Origin of the sequence: Patiriisocius hiemis, assembly GCF_031846325.1 — a bacterium.
Taxonomy (GTDB): Bacteria; Bacteroidota; Bacteroidia; order Flavobacteriales; family Flavobacteriaceae; genus Patiriisocius_A; species Patiriisocius_A hiemis.
Genome location: NZ_JAVRHZ010000001.1, coordinates 643,102 through 658,117 on the forward strand (window position 1 = coordinate 643,102; position 15,016 = coordinate 658,117).

The 15,016-nt window shown below is 33.4% G+C and carries 16 protein-coding genes; 8 read left to right on the plus strand and 8 right to left on the minus strand.

The genetic code is table 11. The features are described 5' to 3' along the window. Nucleotides 1-26: 26 nt before the first annotated feature. Entirely contained in the window at nt 27-2,477 is a 2,451-nt protein-coding gene (gene lon, locus RM538_RS03075; RefSeq protein ID WP_311331925.1) for an endopeptidase La, read from the minus strand. Between the two features lie 230 nt (nt 2,478-2,707). On the opposite strand from lon, the gene RM538_RS03080 reads away from it, so the two are divergent. The 4 genes from RM538_RS03080 to RM538_RS03095 are packed head-to-tail and all read left to right on the plus strand — an operon-like array spanning nt 2,708 to nt 5,637. Next, nucleotides 2,708-3,259 (plus strand): RNA polymerase sigma factor, encoded by a 552-nt coding sequence (locus RM538_RS03080; RefSeq protein WP_311331926.1) that lies wholly within the window; start codon nt 2,708-2,710, stop codon nt 3,257-3,259. Beyond that, on the plus strand, nt 3,256-3,801 hold the full coding sequence (locus RM538_RS03085) for a hypothetical protein (RefSeq protein WP_311331927.1): 546 nt from the start codon (nt 3,256-3,258) through the stop codon (nt 3,799-3,801). Before RM538_RS03080 ends, RM538_RS03085 begins: the two co-directional genes overlap by 4 nt. Beyond that, nucleotides 3,785-4,885 carry a hypothetical protein gene (locus tag RM538_RS03090; protein WP_311331928.1) on the plus strand — a complete coding sequence of 367 codons (1,101 nt, stop codon included), beginning with the start codon at nt 3,785-3,787 and terminating at the stop codon, nt 4,883-4,885. The genes RM538_RS03085 and RM538_RS03090 overlap by 17 nt, the downstream gene beginning before the upstream one ends. Before the next feature lie 20 nt (nt 4,886-4,905). After that, entirely contained in the window at nt 4,906-5,637 is a 732-nt protein-coding gene (locus RM538_RS03095) for a head GIN domain-containing protein (RefSeq protein ID WP_311331929.1), read from the plus strand. A gap of 78 nt (nt 5,638-5,715) precedes the next feature. Here RM538_RS03095 and RM538_RS03100 read toward each other — a convergent pair whose 3' ends face one another. The 3 genes from RM538_RS03100 to RM538_RS03110 form a co-directional block, all read right to left on the minus strand. After that, the gene (locus RM538_RS03100) at nt 5,716-7,098 is read right to left on the minus strand and encodes a DUF6252 domain-containing protein (protein WP_311331930.1); all 1,383 of its coding nucleotides are present in this window, start codon (nt 7,096-7,098) and stop codon (nt 5,716-5,718) included. Nucleotides 7,099-7,147: 49 nt separating this feature from the next. Continuing rightward, nucleotides 7,148-8,533: an MFS transporter gene (locus tag RM538_RS03105; RefSeq protein WP_311331931.1), complete on the minus strand. Its 1,386-nt coding sequence runs from the start codon at nt 8,531-8,533 to the stop codon at nt 7,148-7,150. Between the two features lie 67 nt (nt 8,534-8,600). Continuing rightward, nucleotides 8,601-9,422 (minus strand): M48 family metallopeptidase, encoded by an 822-nt coding sequence (locus RM538_RS03110; protein ID WP_311331932.1) that lies wholly within the window; start codon nt 9,420-9,422, stop codon nt 8,601-8,603. A 167-nt stretch (nt 9,423-9,589) separates the two neighbouring features. Here RM538_RS03110 and RM538_RS03115 point away from each other — a divergent pair, with 167 nt between their 5' ends. The 4 genes from RM538_RS03115 to lpdA all read left to right on the plus strand — a co-directional run bounded on the left by RM538_RS03115 (nt 9,590) and on the right by lpdA (nt 12,562). Beyond that, nucleotides 9,590-10,072, plus strand: coding sequence for a collagen-like protein (locus tag RM538_RS03115; protein WP_311331933.1), 483 nt, complete (start codon nt 9,590-9,592; stop codon nt 10,070-10,072). Between the two features lie 94 nt (nt 10,073-10,166). After that, a complete protein-coding gene (gene msrB, locus RM538_RS03120; protein ID WP_311331934.1) occupies nt 10,167-10,652 on the plus strand; it encodes a peptide-methionine (R)-S-oxide reductase MsrB in 486 nt (161 codons plus the stop codon). After that, the gene (gene msrB, locus RM538_RS03125; RefSeq protein WP_311331935.1) at nt 10,642-11,043 is read left to right on the plus strand and encodes a peptide-methionine (R)-S-oxide reductase MsrB; all 402 of its coding nucleotides are present in this window, start codon (nt 10,642-10,644) and stop codon (nt 11,041-11,043) included. Before msrB (RM538_RS03120) ends, msrB (RM538_RS03125) begins: the two co-directional genes overlap by 11 nt. Before the next feature lie 142 nt (nt 11,044-11,185). Continuing rightward, complete coding sequence (lpdA, locus tag RM538_RS03130) at nt 11,186-12,562, plus strand: dihydrolipoyl dehydrogenase (protein ID WP_311331936.1); 1,377 nt, start codon at nt 11,186-11,188, stop codon at nt 12,560-12,562. A gap of 48 nt (nt 12,563-12,610) precedes the next feature. Here lpdA and RM538_RS03135 read toward each other — a convergent pair whose 3' ends face one another. The 4 genes from RM538_RS03135 to RM538_RS03150 form a co-directional block, all read right to left on the minus strand. Then, nucleotides 12,611-13,084, minus strand: a complete 474-nt coding sequence (locus RM538_RS03135) for an outer membrane beta-barrel protein (protein ID WP_311331937.1) — start codon at nt 13,082-13,084, stop codon at nt 12,611-12,613. A 10-nt stretch (nt 13,085-13,094) separates the two neighbouring features. After that, nucleotides 13,095-13,511, minus strand: coding sequence for a type II 3-dehydroquinate dehydratase (aroQ, locus tag RM538_RS03140; RefSeq protein WP_311331938.1), 417 nt, complete (start codon nt 13,509-13,511; stop codon nt 13,095-13,097). 72 nt (nt 13,512-13,583) lie between these two features. Continuing rightward, complete coding sequence (locus RM538_RS03145) at nt 13,584-14,159, minus strand: porin family protein (protein ID WP_311331939.1); 576 nt, start codon at nt 14,157-14,159, stop codon at nt 13,584-13,586. Nucleotides 14,160-14,295: 136 nt separating this feature from the next. Continuing rightward, on the minus strand, nt 14,296-14,922 hold the full coding sequence (locus RM538_RS03150) for a porin family protein (protein WP_311331940.1): 627 nt from the start codon (nt 14,920-14,922) through the stop codon (nt 14,296-14,298). Nucleotides 14,923-15,016: the final 94 nt, after the last annotated feature.

A 15,016-nucleotide genomic window follows, 5' to 3' on the forward strand; every position in this document is an offset into this window, starting at 1 on the left:
AAAAAAGCTTTTACATTCTCTAGCTTCTACAATTTCTTGGCATTTTTAACCTTCTCTTTTGTCAATGCTAAATCTAAAACATCACTCATCTCTTTCACATAATGAAAGGTTAGTCCCTTAAGGTACTCAGGCTTAATCTCTTCGATGTCTCGTTTATTGTCTTCACAAAGTAAAATTTCTTTAATTTTGGCTCTTTTTGCCGCAAGTATTTTTTCTTTAATTCCTCCAACCGGTAATACTTTTCCACGTAATGTTATTTCACCAGTCATAGCAATGCTCTTTTTTACTTTACGTTGCGTAAACAAAGAAACTAGAGACGTTAACATAGTAATTCCGGCACTAGGCCCATCCTTAGGAGTAGCCCCTTCTGGAACATGAATGTGGATATTGTATTTTTCAAACACTTCAGGGTCAAGTCCTAATTTTTTTGCATTAGACTTTATAAATTCTAGTGCAATAGTAGCAGACTCCTTCATCACTTTCCCTAAGTTCCCTGTCATGGTAAGGTTTCCTTTCCCTTTTGATAGTATTGATTCTATAAATAAAATATCGCCCCCTACTCTAGTCCATGCCAAACCTGTAACCACTCCAGCTACATCATTATTCTCGTATTTATTACGTTGTAGTTTTGCAGGTCCTAATGCTTCCAAAACAACTTCATTAGTTACTTTTTTGTCATATTCTTCCTCCATAGCAATTTTCATTGCTGCATAGCGCACCATTTTTGCAATTTGTTTTTCAAGACCACGCACACCACTTTCCCTTGTGTACCCTTCAACTATTTTTTCTAACTGTGGTTTTCCTATAGACAAATCTTTTTTAGTAAGTCCATGCTCTACCAGTTGTTTTGGCAATAAATGTTTTTTTGCAATCTCTACCTTTTCTTCAATAGTGTAGCCAGAAACATTTATAATTTCCATACGGTCACGTAATGCAGGCTGTATAGGTGCTAAGCTATTTGATGTTGCAATAAACATTACTTTAGAAAGGTCATATCCTAACTCTAAAAAATTATCATAAAAAGCGCTATTCTGTTCTGGATCTAAGACTTCAAGCATAGCACTTGATGGGTCTCCTTGTCCGCCAACTGAAAGTTTATCTATCTCATCTAACACAAAAACTGGATTACTTGTACCAGCTTTTTTAAGGCTTTGAATAATACGTCCCGGCATGGCACCAATGTAGGTTTTTCTATGCCCTCTTATTTCTGCTTCATCTCTTAAACCACCTAAAGAAATACGAACATATTCTCTACCAAGCGCTTCAGCAATAGACTTTCCTAAAGATGTCTTACCAACTCCAGGAGGTCCATATAGACAGAGAATAGGTGATTTCATATCATTCCTTAGCTTTAAAACTGCTAAATATTCTATAATGCGTTTTTTTACATCATCTAAACCATAGTGATCTCTATCTAATATTTTCTTTGCTCTTTTTAAATCGAATTTATCTTTACTAAACTCTTCCCAAGGCAAATCTAATACTAGCTCAAGATAATTACGTTGTATGCTATACTCGGCTACTTGAGGGTTCATGCGTTGCAATTTAGAAAGCTCTTTTTTGAAATGCTTTGCTACATCTTCATTCCACTTTTTAGACTTCCCTCGTGTGCGCATTTCTTCAATCTCAGCTTCAGAAGAAGTTCCTCCTAACTCTTCTTGAATTGTTTTTAATTGCTGATTTAAAAAGTATTCTCGCTGTTGTTGATTAATATCACTTTGAACTTTAGACTGAATATCATTTCGTAACGACAGTTTTTGTCGTTCTATATTCATGTACTTTAACGTTTCAAGTGCTCTATCTTTTAAATCATTTATTTCTAAAAGCTTTTGCTTCTCTGCAACGTCTATATTGAGGTTAGAAGAAATAAAATTTATTAAGAACGAATTACTTTCAATATTTTTTATTGCAAAGGCCGCTTCAGAAGGTATATTAGGACTTTCCTTAATTATTTCTAGAGAAAGTTCTCTAATTGAGTTAATGATTTCATTGAACTCTTCATTCTCTTTTGCAGGCTTAGCCTCCTTTACAGAGTTAACTTTTGCAGTTAAATAGGGTTCCTTGGTAATTATCTCATTTACCTTAAACCTTTTTTTTCCTTGAATAACTACTGTTGTATTTCCATCTGGCATTTTGAGTACGCGTAAAATTCGCGCAACTGTCCCTGTTGTATTAATATCATCAATACTAGGGTCTTCTTTAGACTCATCTTTTTGAGACACAACTCCAATAGTTTTATTTCCATTATTTGTGTCTTTTATGAGTTTAATAGATTTATCACGTCCAGCAGTAATAGGTATTACAACTCCTGGAAATAATACTGTATTTCTTAACGGAAGAATAGGAAGAATTTCTGGAAGCTCTTCTTTTTCCATAGCATCTTCATCTTCTGCAGATAATAATGGAATTAAATCTGCCTCGTCTTGCAATTCTTGAAATGACAAACTGTCTATTGTTTTTAATTTTGTTTTGGACATATATATAAGTACGACATTGTGTCACCGAAATAGAGTGTACAACAATGCTATTTTACAATTAGTATTTTATTAATTTACTGAAATACAAATAATTACATATTATTACAGTAATACTTCACCCTAATAACGCCAATAGTTATGCCACATACTAAAAATTTATATAACAAATTTTAAATACAACTGTAACAATTTAATACAAGGCGTATCTTTATAGAAAACCATACAAGTTTTTGTCATTAACCAACCAAAATATTGAATCGTTATTACCCCTTTGTAAAAAAGGAAATCAGCTAGCACAACTAGAAGTGTACAACCGATACCAAAAAGCTATGTACAATACAGCAATACGCATTGTAAAAGATACCGCAGAAGCAGAAGATGTAATGCAAGAATCTTTTATTACAGCTTTTAACAAACTACATACTTTTAAAGGGGACGCAACATTTGGAGCTTGGCTAAAAAGAATTGTTGTGAATAATAGTATTACACAATATAAAAAATCACAACGCTATGTAGCTATAGCAGAAGAAAACCTATTAGAGGTTGAAGAGGCCGGAAGTAGTATTACAGAAGAAGAATACAAATCCATGAAAGCATCTCAAGTTCTCGAAAGTATGGAGTCTATTCATGACAATTATAGACAAGTATTAAGTCTTCATTTTATTGAAGGTTTTGATTATGAAGAAATCTGTGACATACTACAAATAAGCTATGCAAATTGTAGAACACTAATTTCTAGAGCAAAAGAAAGTTTACGAAAAAAAATAGCACTTGCATCATGAAAAATGATATAGAAAAAATTTTTAAAGACTTAGACGGTAGTTTTGATGTACACGAAACTCCTCTTGGACACCAAAGTAGGTTTTTAGCAAAGCTGGACAACAATAGAAAAGCACCCGTTAAAAAAATAAATTGGTGGAAACCATTATCAATAGCTGCTTCATTAACACTTTTGGTCACACTTGGATTTAACTTTTTTACATCTAAAGATCAAGTTAGTGGAGAATTAGCTAGTGTTTCTCCAGAAATGGAAAAAACACAATCCTTTTTTATAACAACCATCAATAAAGAAGTTTTAAAGCTTAAAAGTTTTGAAAACGCCGAAACCAAAGTTTTAATTGATGATGCACTTTTACAAATAAATACACTTGAAAAAGAGTATCAAGGATTAAAAAAAGATTTGATAGAGAGCGGTAATGATAAGCGAGTAATTTATGCAATGATTACCAACTTTCAGAAGCGAGTAGATTTACTTGAACAGGTTATTACAACCATAGAAGAAATAGAAACACTTAAAGAATTAAAAAATGAAACAATTATTTAACACACCCTTGCTATTATTATTGCTAGTACCAGCTTTGGTATTTGCAAATAATGATAAGTTTAAGGGAAAGTACACAAAAGAGAAAAAGATAAATAAAGAGTATTCAGTAAATGCAAATGCTGGGCTAAGAGTGAACAACAGCTATGGAAATATAGATATTGTTACTTGGAGTGAAAACAGAACGGTAATAGAAGTTACAATTAAGACAAATGGTGACGATGAAGAAATGGTAAAAAAGCGATTGGATGAAATTACTGTAGATTTTACTGCCAATGGATCTTTAGTTACTGCTACAACTAACTTTGGAAACAAAAAGAAAAACAATTCTTGGAGCTGGTGGGGTGATGGAAACAAGAACAAAAAAGTTTCTATGGAAGTAAACTACAAAATTAAATTACCAAAAACGAATACTGTAGATCTTGATAATGACTACGGAGCAATTAATATTAATGACTTAGATGGTAATGCAAAAATTAATTGTGACTATGGGCAACTCATCATTGGATCTCTTAATGCTGAAGATAACTACCTAAATTTTGACTATACAAACAAGTCAGCAATTGGATTTATGAAGAGCGGAAAAATAAATGCAGATTATTCTTCATTTAGTTTAGGAAAAACTGAATCTTTAGAATTAACCGCAGACTACACAAAATCTGAAATAGGAACAGTTACTAATATCAATTATAACTGTGACTATGGAAAAGTGCAAATTGGCAAAGCAGGAGATATAATAGGTCGTGGCGACTATGTAAATCAAAGCATAGGGACTGTTTCTGGAAGTATTAATTTAAATACAGATTATGGTTCTATCTCTATAGATAGATTAACCAGTACGGCTAAAGATGTAACTATTCGCTCAGAATACACCGGAGTTAAACTAGGCTATGATAGTGGTTACAGTTTTAATTTTATTATCAACCTAGAATATGCTGGACTAAATGGAGAGGAAAACCTTGTAGTAACTAAATCCTCAAAAGATGGTTCAGATAAATCATATGAAGGATATCACGGAAACAACAATAGTGGAAACACTATGAATATTAATTCAGATTACGGCGGCGTAACACTTAAAAAGTACTAATTAAACAAAAGATTATAACCATGAAAAACTTGAAAAAAGCAGCATTTCTATTCCTTACTGTAACATTTATTACTAATGCTTCAGCACAATGGGGAAAAAATAAAAAAGTAGTAGGAAATGGTAATGTAACTACCAAAACAGTTTCTACAGGAGAATATGATGCAATAAAAGCACAAGGCTCTATGGATTTTATTCTAGTAGATGGTAACGAAGGTTCCATTTCGGTAACAACAGATGATAACTTACATGATTATATCATTATTGAAACTAATGGAGATGAACTTATTATTAAAAAGAAAAAAGGCGTAAACCTTAGAACTAAAAAAGGAATTAAAATTGAAATTCCAATTAGAGACATTTCTGAAGCAACCCTAACAGGAAGTGGAGATTTATATGGTAAAACTAAAATTAAAGCCAATAATTTTGCAACTAAACTTACGGGTTCTGGAGATGTTAGGTTAGAAATTGATGCAAGTAATGTTTATGCTAAAGTTACGGGTAGTGGCGATATGAGTTTAAGAGGGTCTGCTTCAAATTTTGAACTAACACTTACTGGTAGTGGAGATTATGATGGTAAAGAATTAAAAGCAGATAATACGGAAGTTACAGTATCTGGTTCTGGAGACGCTAGTGTATATGCAAAAAATAGTATTAAAGCTAGAGTTAACGGCTCTGGAGATATAGAGTATTACGGAAACCCATCTAACAAAGACACCAAGGTTAACGGCTCTGGAGATATAGATGGAAATTAATACAGAGGAAGTCATTCATCAAATCAAAAAAGCGGCTCTAGAGCCGCTTTTTTAATTGTATAAAGTTTGCTTACTTTTTTATAACTGTAAAAAGAACAATCCGTTGGTAATTTCATAAACTGTTGGGTCAACACCTGCCGGGTCTGTAGCTGTATATATAAAGCTTGCTTCCATTTCTCCTGTTTCAGGATCATAACTGCTTACTACAAAAGTTCCTGCTACTGACGTGAAGTTAATTTCTCCATTTTCAAAATCTGGATTATATGACGCTGTAACTTCATCTCCGTTTACAGCTTCAGCAACAAACGTATATGAACCAGTTGTAATTTCAGTTGGAAAAGAGATTCTAATTTCTTGTTCTGCTGGGTCTATAGTCCTAACTGTTGTGTACTCTATTTCGTTAATTACAGAATTAAATGTTTGTATATTATCTGGTGTGTAAGTCACATCATCTACATCTGCAACAAAAGGTTCTGTAGATGGCTCAGGTGTGTAGTTTACAGAAAAGCTACCCTCTGTTACTTCAACTGAATCTGCACCTGTTCCTGTTTGATCTACTCCTGTAAATTCAAAAGTAGCGGTAATTTTACCTCCTTGCGTACTAAACTGTGTAATTGTAATTGTACCAGGGTCTGAGGTTAAATTAGGAGAACCATCTCCTAAATTAAATATTCCAATAAGCTGGGTACCATCAGATATATTTACCATGTCAAAAGTCCCTACTCCAGTAGCTTCTGGTATATCTATACGAATATTTCTACCGTTTTCATTTACAGCAATAATTTTAATTACTGGAACTTCTGCAATAACTTCTCTAGTTACATTAATCTCTACTGGCACAAAATCAGAATCATTAACTCTAGCAAAGAACTCATCTACCTCTTCACCACCCGTATCTTGATCAATTGTGTAAGGAATTTGATTAAAAGAACCTCCTTCGACAGCTATAGTTTCAATTACAGGGTTTCCATTATCATCAAACAATGGATTTCCAGAACTGTCTTGTGCTTGTCTAACCCCTAAAAAATCAAAAGCACCTGTAACAAAAAGTTCTTCTGTGTTAAATTCTGTAATTGTTAAAGACCCTGTACCACTTTGTGCTCCAAGGGTTGTGTATGGTTGATCCGCTTCTTCAGCAAGTACATAAGATGCAAAATTAGGAACTCCACTTCCGGCAGTTAGATCAAAAGTACCAACATTAGCATTTTCAAAAAATAGTGTTACAGTATCACCCGCATCATTTGTTGCGATAATTGACATAGAGCCATCTTCAAATAAAGTAGCAGTAATATCTGCTGCTTCAAAAGTACCATCACCAGGATTACATAAAAATTGTCCAGGTTCTGCAGTAACATTTACTTCATCAATAAATTCTCCAGATAGCGGTTCGTTATCACAAGATGAAAGTAAGATAAGGGAAAGTAGTAAAACTAAACTTTTAACAAGTCGAAGTTTTTTCATAACTAAGTAGATTTATTTGGTAATAACAGCAAACATAAATAAAAATTGTCTATTTGGTGGAAAATCTTGGTACTCTAAGCAATAAAATAACACCAATTCCGAAGAAAACGATAAGAAATAAAACAGAGTTCCTCATACTTCCTGTTACTTGATCTATAAAACCATAAATTAACATCCCAATGACTATTCCTATCTTTTCAGCAACATCATAAAAACTAAAATAGGATGTAGTATCGTTTGTTTCTGGGAGAAATTTAGAATATGTTGAACGAGATAAGGATTGAATACCACCCATCACTAAACCTACTACTCCGGCAGTAACATAAAACTCCATTGAACTAGTTATAAAATAAGCAGTAATACAAATTGCTACCCAGATACCATTAATAACAATAAGCGTATTGATATTTCCAAACTTGGTAGATGCACGAGAGGTTAGTATTGCTCCAACTACAGCTACTAATTGGATAATGAGTATACTAAGTATAAGCCCTAATGTTTTTTCATCGTCACCTCCCCAATTAATCTCTTGTTCTCCAAAATAAGTGGCTACAAGCATAACTGTTTGTACTGCCATACTGTAGATAAAAAATGCTCCTAAATATCTTTTAAGTTGAAAGTTTTCAGAAAGTGAATTATATACCTTCCTTAATTCAGAAAAACCATTAAATAAAACTTTACTAGTAACTTTTCGATTTGATTTGTTTCCTTTCGGTAAAAAATAAAATGAATATTGACTAAAACCAATCCACCATACTCCTACAGTTACAAAAGAAACTTGCATAGCCTTAATCGAAGCTGCCCCTTTTGCGGTATCCAAAGCAGTTTGAATTTCAGCTTCTGTACCATTCTCCAAAATTGAATTTGAAATACTAATATCAAACCCAAATACAGAGGGAAACATTACCATTGCTAAATTAAAAATAAGTAATACGACACTCCCAATATAGCCTAGAGAATATCCCTTCGCGCTAATACTATCTTGTTGTTCTTTAAATGCCACATCTGGCAAATATGAATTATAGAACACCAAACTTCCCCAAAAACCAATTAATCCTAAAAAATATAAAAGCAAGCTTGTGTATATATGCTCTAAACTAAAAAAGTACAATCCAATACAAGACAAACCTCCTAGATAACAAAAAAACTTCATAAATGTTTTCTTGTTACCTACATAATCTGCAATTCCAGATAGTAATGGAGATATAAATGCAACAACTAAAAAAGCTGCTGCAGTCACATAACTAATAAGAGGTGTGCTTCTTATTTCACCTCCAAAAACAACTATAGTTTCAATTTCTGCTTTACTAAATAGCGCTCCATAAAATATTGGAAATACAGCAGAGGCAATAACTAAGCTATATACACTATTTGCCCAATCATAAAATGCCCAAGCATTTAATAGTTTTTTACTTCCTTTTGCTAAGTCTGCCATGAGGTTAAATTTAAAAAGCCACCCTTTAAGGTGGCTCTAAAGTAACAAATTCTGTTTTAAGGCAATGTTATTTTCTAAAAGAAGTAACCCCAAATTTTCGTGCCTCTGCACGAGCTTCTGGTGCCCATTGTTTAATGTTATTAATACGGGTGTCACTAGAAGGGTGCGTACTTAAAAACTCTGGTGGAGCTCCTCCTCCAGCATTTGCTTTCATACGTTGCCAAAGCTCTGCGCCCACTATAGGGTCATATCCTGCTATAGCCATTAGTGTTAAGCCAATACGGTCTGCTTCAGTCTCATGACCCCTACTAAAAGGAAGCATAACAGCAACATTGGAACCTATACCATATGCTTGATTAAAAATTTGCTGATTTTTTGGGTCCTTACTTAAGGCTACATTACCAGCTACAGCACCTAAAGCCTGTAATTGTCCTGCACTCATACGCTGTTGCCCATGGTTAGCTAATGCATGAGCCACTTCATGACCCATCACGGCAGCTACTCCTGCTTCATTTTGAGTGATTGGTAATATACCTGTGTAAAAAACTATCTTTCCGCCAGGCATACACCATGCATTTACTGCTGGATCATCTACAAGGTTGTAGTCCCATTGGTATTCTGACAAATAACCAGCATAACCATTTGCCGTAAGGTAACGTTCTGCTGCAACCGAAATTTTTTGTCCAACATTTTTAATCATTCTAGCGTCAGATGTTCCTGTGACTACTTTGTTTTCAGATAAAAAAGCATCATACTGTTGAAATGCCATGGGAAGTAACTGTGAATTAGGTACTAATGCAAGTGTTTTTTTACCTGTAAAAGGGTTTGTTGTACAGGCAGAAATTGCCAAAATAACTATAAGAAGTGCTACTACTTTTTTAAGTTTCATAATGTCGATGTGTTAATTATCTATAAAATTAAGGATATATACTATCAAACAAAACAAAAAGTATGCAAAAAAGTATTCTCAAGATTATTTTTCGATAAAAACACTAATTGTGTTGATAAAACAAAAATGGAACGGCTTTTGTTATCCTTATACAAAACACACTTATTATGAAAAAAATATTTATCCTTTTTACAATCGCAGCCACTACTTTATTTACATCTTGTACAGATGAAACTATTATTGAAGAAAACTTCTTCTTGGCACAAACTTTTGAAGTAACTACAACATTATTTTTTAATTCAAATACAAATATTTACGAAACAGATTTTATATCTATCCCTAGTAATATAGAGGTTTTTGAGAGTGATGCAATCTTAGCATATCGATTAGAAGCTGTTGCCAATGGTAACGATGTGTGGAGTCAATTACCTCAAAATTTCTTTTTAAGTAATGGAGATATCATTCAGTATGTGTTCAATCATACTTTCTTTGATGTTCAGGTGCAATTAGATGGCCAATATGACCCTAATACGTTACCTGTTGATTTTACAGACAATCAAACATTTCGTTTTGTAGTGGTGCCATCAGAATTTGCAAATGCAAATATGACAATGGAGCAAGCTATTGAAACCTTTAATCTTCAATACTAATTGTATTTTTTTATGATAGTATTTACAATTTATTACGACTATTCGTAAAAAATCATCGTATATTAAATACAATCATTAAAATACACACATTGTTATGAAAAAAATTAGTCTCTTACTCTGTATTATTTTACTATACAGTTGTAAGTCACCTGCACAAGACAAAGAAAAAGAAGTTACATATCCTGTTTCTAAAACAGAAACAGAATGGAAAGCAGAACTTACCGAAATGGAATACTATGTACTTAGAGAAGCAGGTACAGAACGACCATTTACAAGTGAGTTAAATAAAAATCACGAAAAGGGAACCTACGTATGTGCCGCATGCCAAACACCTTTGTTTAAAAGTCAGCATAAATTTGATAGCGGTACTGGTTGGCCAAGTTTTGATAGAGAAATTGAAGGTAATGTTGCTTTTTCAACAGATTATAAGGTTGGTTATGCACGTACCGAAGAACATTGTGCAACATGTGGTGGCCATTTAGGACATGTATTTAATGACGGTCCTAGAGATACAACTGGAAAAAGACATTGTATAAATGGTGCAGCCCTAGATTTTATACCAGCAAAAGATGGAAAATAAGAAATATCCTATTCACAAAACTGAAGACGATTGGAAAAAAGAGTTAGGTGAAGCTAGGTATAAGATTCTTCGTGAAAAGGGAACAGAACGTCCTTTTACTGGAGAATATAATTTAACTTTTGAAGATGGCACCTATGCATGTGGAGCATGTAAAACACCATTATTTAAAAGCGGTAGTAAGTTTGAAAGTGGTTGCGGCTGGCCTTCTTTTGATGAATCTATTGAAGGTGCTGTAGAATATGTAAAGGACACTACCTTTGGAATGATGCGTACAGAAATAGTATGTGCAACCTGTGGCAGTCACTTAGGACATGTTTTTAATGATGGTCCTACACAAACTGGACAACGTTACTGTGTTAATTCCTTATCAGTAGACTTCCAAAAAAAATAACATAAAAAAGAAATACAACAAAAAATCCCAAATTCTGATAGTATTTGGGATTTTTCTTTTGGAATTTGGTTTTTGTAATTTGAGATTTTTTGGTTATCATTTCGTAAATTTGTGCATTATAACAACCATTTAATTATACAAAATGAGCAAATACGATATTATAGTTTTAGGTAGTGGCCCAGGTGGCTATGTAACTGCCATAAGAGCATCTCAACTAGGATTTAAGACAGCTGTTATTGAAAAAGAAAGCCTTGGAGGTGTTTGTTTAAATTGGGGGTGTATCCCTACTAAGGCATTGCTAAAAAGCGCACAAGTATTTGATTATTTAAAACATGCAGAAGATTATGGACTCATAGTAAAAGATGCAGACAAAGACTTTACTAAAGTAGTTGAGCGTAGCCGTGGTGTAGCAGATGGGATGAGTAAAGGAGTTCAGTTTTTAATGAAAAAAAATAAAATTGATGTTATTGAAGGTTTTGGAAAACTAAAACCAGGAAAGAAAGTTGACGTTGATGGAAAAGAATATAGTGCAGATCACATTATTATAGCAACAGGAGCTCGTTCTAGAGAATTACCTAATTTACCACAAGATGGAAAAAAGGTAATTGGATATCGTGAAGCGATGACACTAGAAAAACAGCCAAAAAGTATGATAGTGGTTGGTAGTGGTGCAATTGGAGTAGAGTTTGCACATTTCTACAATGCAATGGGAACAGAAGTTACTATAGTTGAATACTTACCAAACCTTGTTCCATTAGAAGATGAAGAAGTATCAAAACAGTTTGAACGTTCTTTTAAAAAGTCTGGAATTAAAGTGATGACTCAATCTTCAGTAGAAAAAGTAGATACCTCAGGTAAAACAGTAAAGGCTACAGTAAAAACTAAAAAAGGGGAAGAAACATTAGAAGCAGACATTGTTCTTTCTGCTGTAGGTATTTCATCAAATATTCAAAATATTGGCTTAGAAGGTGTTGGTATTGTGGTAGATAGAGATAAGATAATGGTAAATGACTGGTACCAAACTAATATACCTGGCTATTATGCAATAGGTGATGTTGTACCCGGTCCAGCCCTAGCTCACGTTGCTTCTGCTGAAGGTATTACTTGTGTGGAAAAAATTGCCGGAATGCATGTAGAAGCTATGGATTATGGAAATATTCCTGGCTGTACGTATGCAACCCCAGAAATTGCAAGTGTAGGAATGACCGAAAAACAAGCAAAAGAAGCTGGTTACGATATTAAAGTAGGAAAATTTCCCTTTTCTGCAAGTGGTAAAGCAAGTGCTGCTGGTACAAAGGATGGATTTGTAAAAGTAATTTTTGATGCAAAATATGGTGAATGGTTAGGTTGCCATATGATAGGTGCTGGCGTAACAGACATGATTGCTGAAGCAGTTTTAGGACGAAAGCTTGAAACTACAGGACATGAAGTACTAAAAGCAGTTCACCCTCACCCAACTATGAGTGAAGCTGTTATGGAAGCTGTAGCAGATGCTTATGACGAAGTAATTCACTTGTAAGAAAAGTGTAACAATATGTAAAAAGGACTGTAAATTACAGTCCTTTTTTTATAGAATATAACCAACTCCTAGAAAAGTAATATTTGGAGATAACTCCTCGAAACCTTGTGTGTACTTAAGGTTTAGCTGAAATGTTTCAGTAAAATGATAAACTGCAGAAACATCTCCCCTTACTTTAAATTTGTTCGTAAAAAAATCAAAAAAATAATTTAAGCTTGGTCCCAGCAACAGACTAATATCATTATTAACATAGTATTCTACATAAATAGGAGCGTTAATGAATTCGAAGTCACCTATACCTTTATATAAAATTTCTGGCTGGAAATGAAACCTCTCACTAATAGGTACATTTATAAACAATCCGCCAAAATAGCCTAATTCAGATTTTGGTGTTTCTCCAAACTGGGATTGACTCTCATTAAAGAAAGTTAAATTAACTCCACCTTTACCCCCTATTTTGGTTTGGCTACTGCCAGAAACTGAAAAAAAGATAAATAAGAAAAAAGGAAGGTAAAATTTCATTTTAAATATATTACTCTAGAAAAGCCTGTAATGCTAAATCATAACTGTGTAAGCCAAACCCAATTACTATTCCTTTTGAGTGAGGTGCTACAAAAGATTGATGTCTAAAGTCTTCCCTAGAAAAAGTATTAGAGATATGTACTTCTATAACAGGTGTTTTTATTGCTTTTACAGCATCACCAATTCCTACAGAAGTATGTGTATAAGCAGCAGCATTTAATATTATACCATCGTAGTCAAAACCAACCTCTTGTATTTTATCTATTAATTCTCCCTCAACATTAGATTGAAAAAAAGTTAATTCAACTTCTTTATGCTTAAATTGAAGTTGCGAAAAATAGTCTTGAAAAGTAGTTTTTCCATAAATTTCTGGCTCTCTAGTACCTAGCAAGTTTAAGTTAGGGCCATTAATGATAATAATTTTCATACACCAAATATAAATAAAAAAGGAAGCTAGCTATAGCTTCCTTTTAACAAATAGTAAGTAAAAGTAGTTATCCTAAAAGAACCAACCAACAGATATGCTTAGGACACTATTTTTTGCATCAAAAGTTTCACCTTCAAAATCTTCGAAAATAGAATTAAAGCCTACAGTATAACGTAGTTGAGCAAATGCTCCTATATCTTCTAAATAATACTGAGCTCCAAAACCGCCAGATAAATCTAAAGTATTAACTCCTTCGATATCTTCTGTTTCGCCATCAAATTCATCCTGAGCAGTAATATTAATTCCAATTTGTGGTCCTGCTTGTAGACTTAGACCTTCAACAACAGTAAAGCTAAGCAGAACAGGAACATTCACATAACCTAGCTTAGTCTTAAACTCACCATCTTCATCATCTTTTGCTCCTTGTCCAGAGAAAACAACTTCTGGTTGTATTGCAATAACATCAGACAAGCCTATACTTGCAACTGCCCCTACATTAAACCCTGTGAGACTTGATGCATCTTCTACATCATCTCCAACAATTGAAGCAAAATTAACCCCAGCTTTAACACCAAACATTGTTTCTTGAGCGTTTACACTCGTAATACTAATTACTGCAATTGCAGCGAATACTAATAGTTTTTTCATAATTGAATAGTTTAAATAAGTTATACTTCAAATCTACTAGTAGAATAAAATTTAAAAAATACCCATTACAAGGTATATTTTGATTAAAAAAAGGGAAGCATTTGCTTCCCTAATAAATTTTGATTGAGATATTTTCTTAAAATGAAAAACCAATCGAAAAGGACAATACAGAGTTTGTTAAACTATCACCAAAAACTTCATCATCATCTCCTACATCAGAGACACCAAACATATATCTTCCTTGAAAAAATAACCCATTAGTTAGCCTGTATTCTAAGCCTCCTCCAATACTAATATCTGTTCCAGAGACACTATCACTAACATCCTCGGTTCCTTCAAGTTCATTTCCGCCATCTCCTTCAACTTCAACCTCCTGCTCTGCTGTAGCTGTAAAACCTATTTGGGGTCCTACTTGGATACTTAAACCATCGGTTATATAATATTTACCCATAATTGGAACATTTATGTAGTCAAGCTTAAATTTACTTTCAACTTCGACATCTCCAAATTGGTCTTTAGATTGTAATCCCTGTTGAGAAAAAATTATTTCTGGTTGTATAGAAAATTTTTCAGAAACTGGGACCTCAACAAGACCTCCAATATGAAATCCTGTTTTTCCATCTGCATCTTCAATGTCTTCTCCTGTTAGTTTTGCTAAGTTAACACCAGCTTTGGCTCCAAATCTAACCTCACCTGGAGCTTGCGCATAAATCATTGAAAAGGTGAAAAATATAGCTACGAATAATAAAATTTGTTTTTTCATAAGTATTATTTTTAAAATTTAAGCTAAAGTATATATTGAAAATCTTAAAAATATCGAATGAAATGATAAGTTTATGCAAAAACAAAAAAGAGCT

Excerpts from the sequence above, each read along its gene's own strand:
- RM538_RS03095 (WP_311331929.1), top strand. The coding sequence starts at position 4,906 with ATGAAAAACTTGAAAAAAGCAGCATTTCTATTCCTTACTGTAACATTT.
- lpdA (WP_311331936.1), top strand. The coding sequence starts at position 11,186 with ATGAGCAAATACGATATTATAGTTTTAGGTAGTGGCCCAGGTGGCTAT.
- RM538_RS03135 (WP_311331937.1), bottom strand. The coding sequence starts at position 13,084 with ATGAAATTTTACCTTCCTTTTTTCTTATTTATCTTTTTTTCAGTTTCT.
- RM538_RS03105 (WP_311331931.1), bottom strand. The coding sequence starts at position 8,533 with ATGGCAGACTTAGCAAAAGGAAGTAAAAAACTATTAAATGCTTGGGCA.
- aroQ (WP_311331938.1), bottom strand. The coding sequence starts at position 13,511 with ATGAAAATTATTATCATTAATGGCCCTAACTTAAACTTGCTAGGTACT.
- RM538_RS03110 (WP_311331932.1), bottom strand. The coding sequence starts at position 9,422 with ATGAAACTTAAAAAAGTAGTAGCACTTCTTATAGTTATTTTGGCAATT.
- RM538_RS03100 (WP_311331930.1), bottom strand. The coding sequence starts at position 7,098 with ATGAAAAAACTTCGACTTGTTAAAAGTTTAGTTTTACTACTTTCCCTT.
- lon (WP_311331925.1), bottom strand. The coding sequence starts at position 2,477 with ATGTCCAAAACAAAATTAAAAACAATAGACAGTTTGTCATTTCAAGAA.
- RM538_RS03150 (WP_311331940.1), bottom strand. The coding sequence starts at position 14,922 with ATGAAAAAACAAATTTTATTATTCGTAGCTATATTTTTCACCTTTTCA.
- msrB (WP_311331934.1), top strand. The coding sequence starts at position 10,167 with ATGAAAAAAATTAGTCTCTTACTCTGTATTATTTTACTATACAGTTGT.
- RM538_RS03115 (WP_311331933.1), top strand. The coding sequence starts at position 9,590 with ATGAAAAAAATATTTATCCTTTTTACAATCGCAGCCACTACTTTATTT.
- RM538_RS03090 (WP_311331928.1), top strand. The coding sequence starts at position 3,785 with ATGAAACAATTATTTAACACACCCTTGCTATTATTATTGCTAGTACCA.
- RM538_RS03145 (WP_311331939.1), bottom strand. The coding sequence starts at position 14,159 with ATGAAAAAACTATTAGTATTCGCTGCAATTGCAGTAATTAGTATTACG.
- msrB (WP_311331935.1), top strand. The coding sequence starts at position 10,642 with ATGGAAAATAAGAAATATCCTATTCACAAAACTGAAGACGATTGGAAA.
- RM538_RS03085 (WP_311331927.1), top strand. The coding sequence starts at position 3,256 with ATGAAAAATGATATAGAAAAAATTTTTAAAGACTTAGACGGTAGTTTT.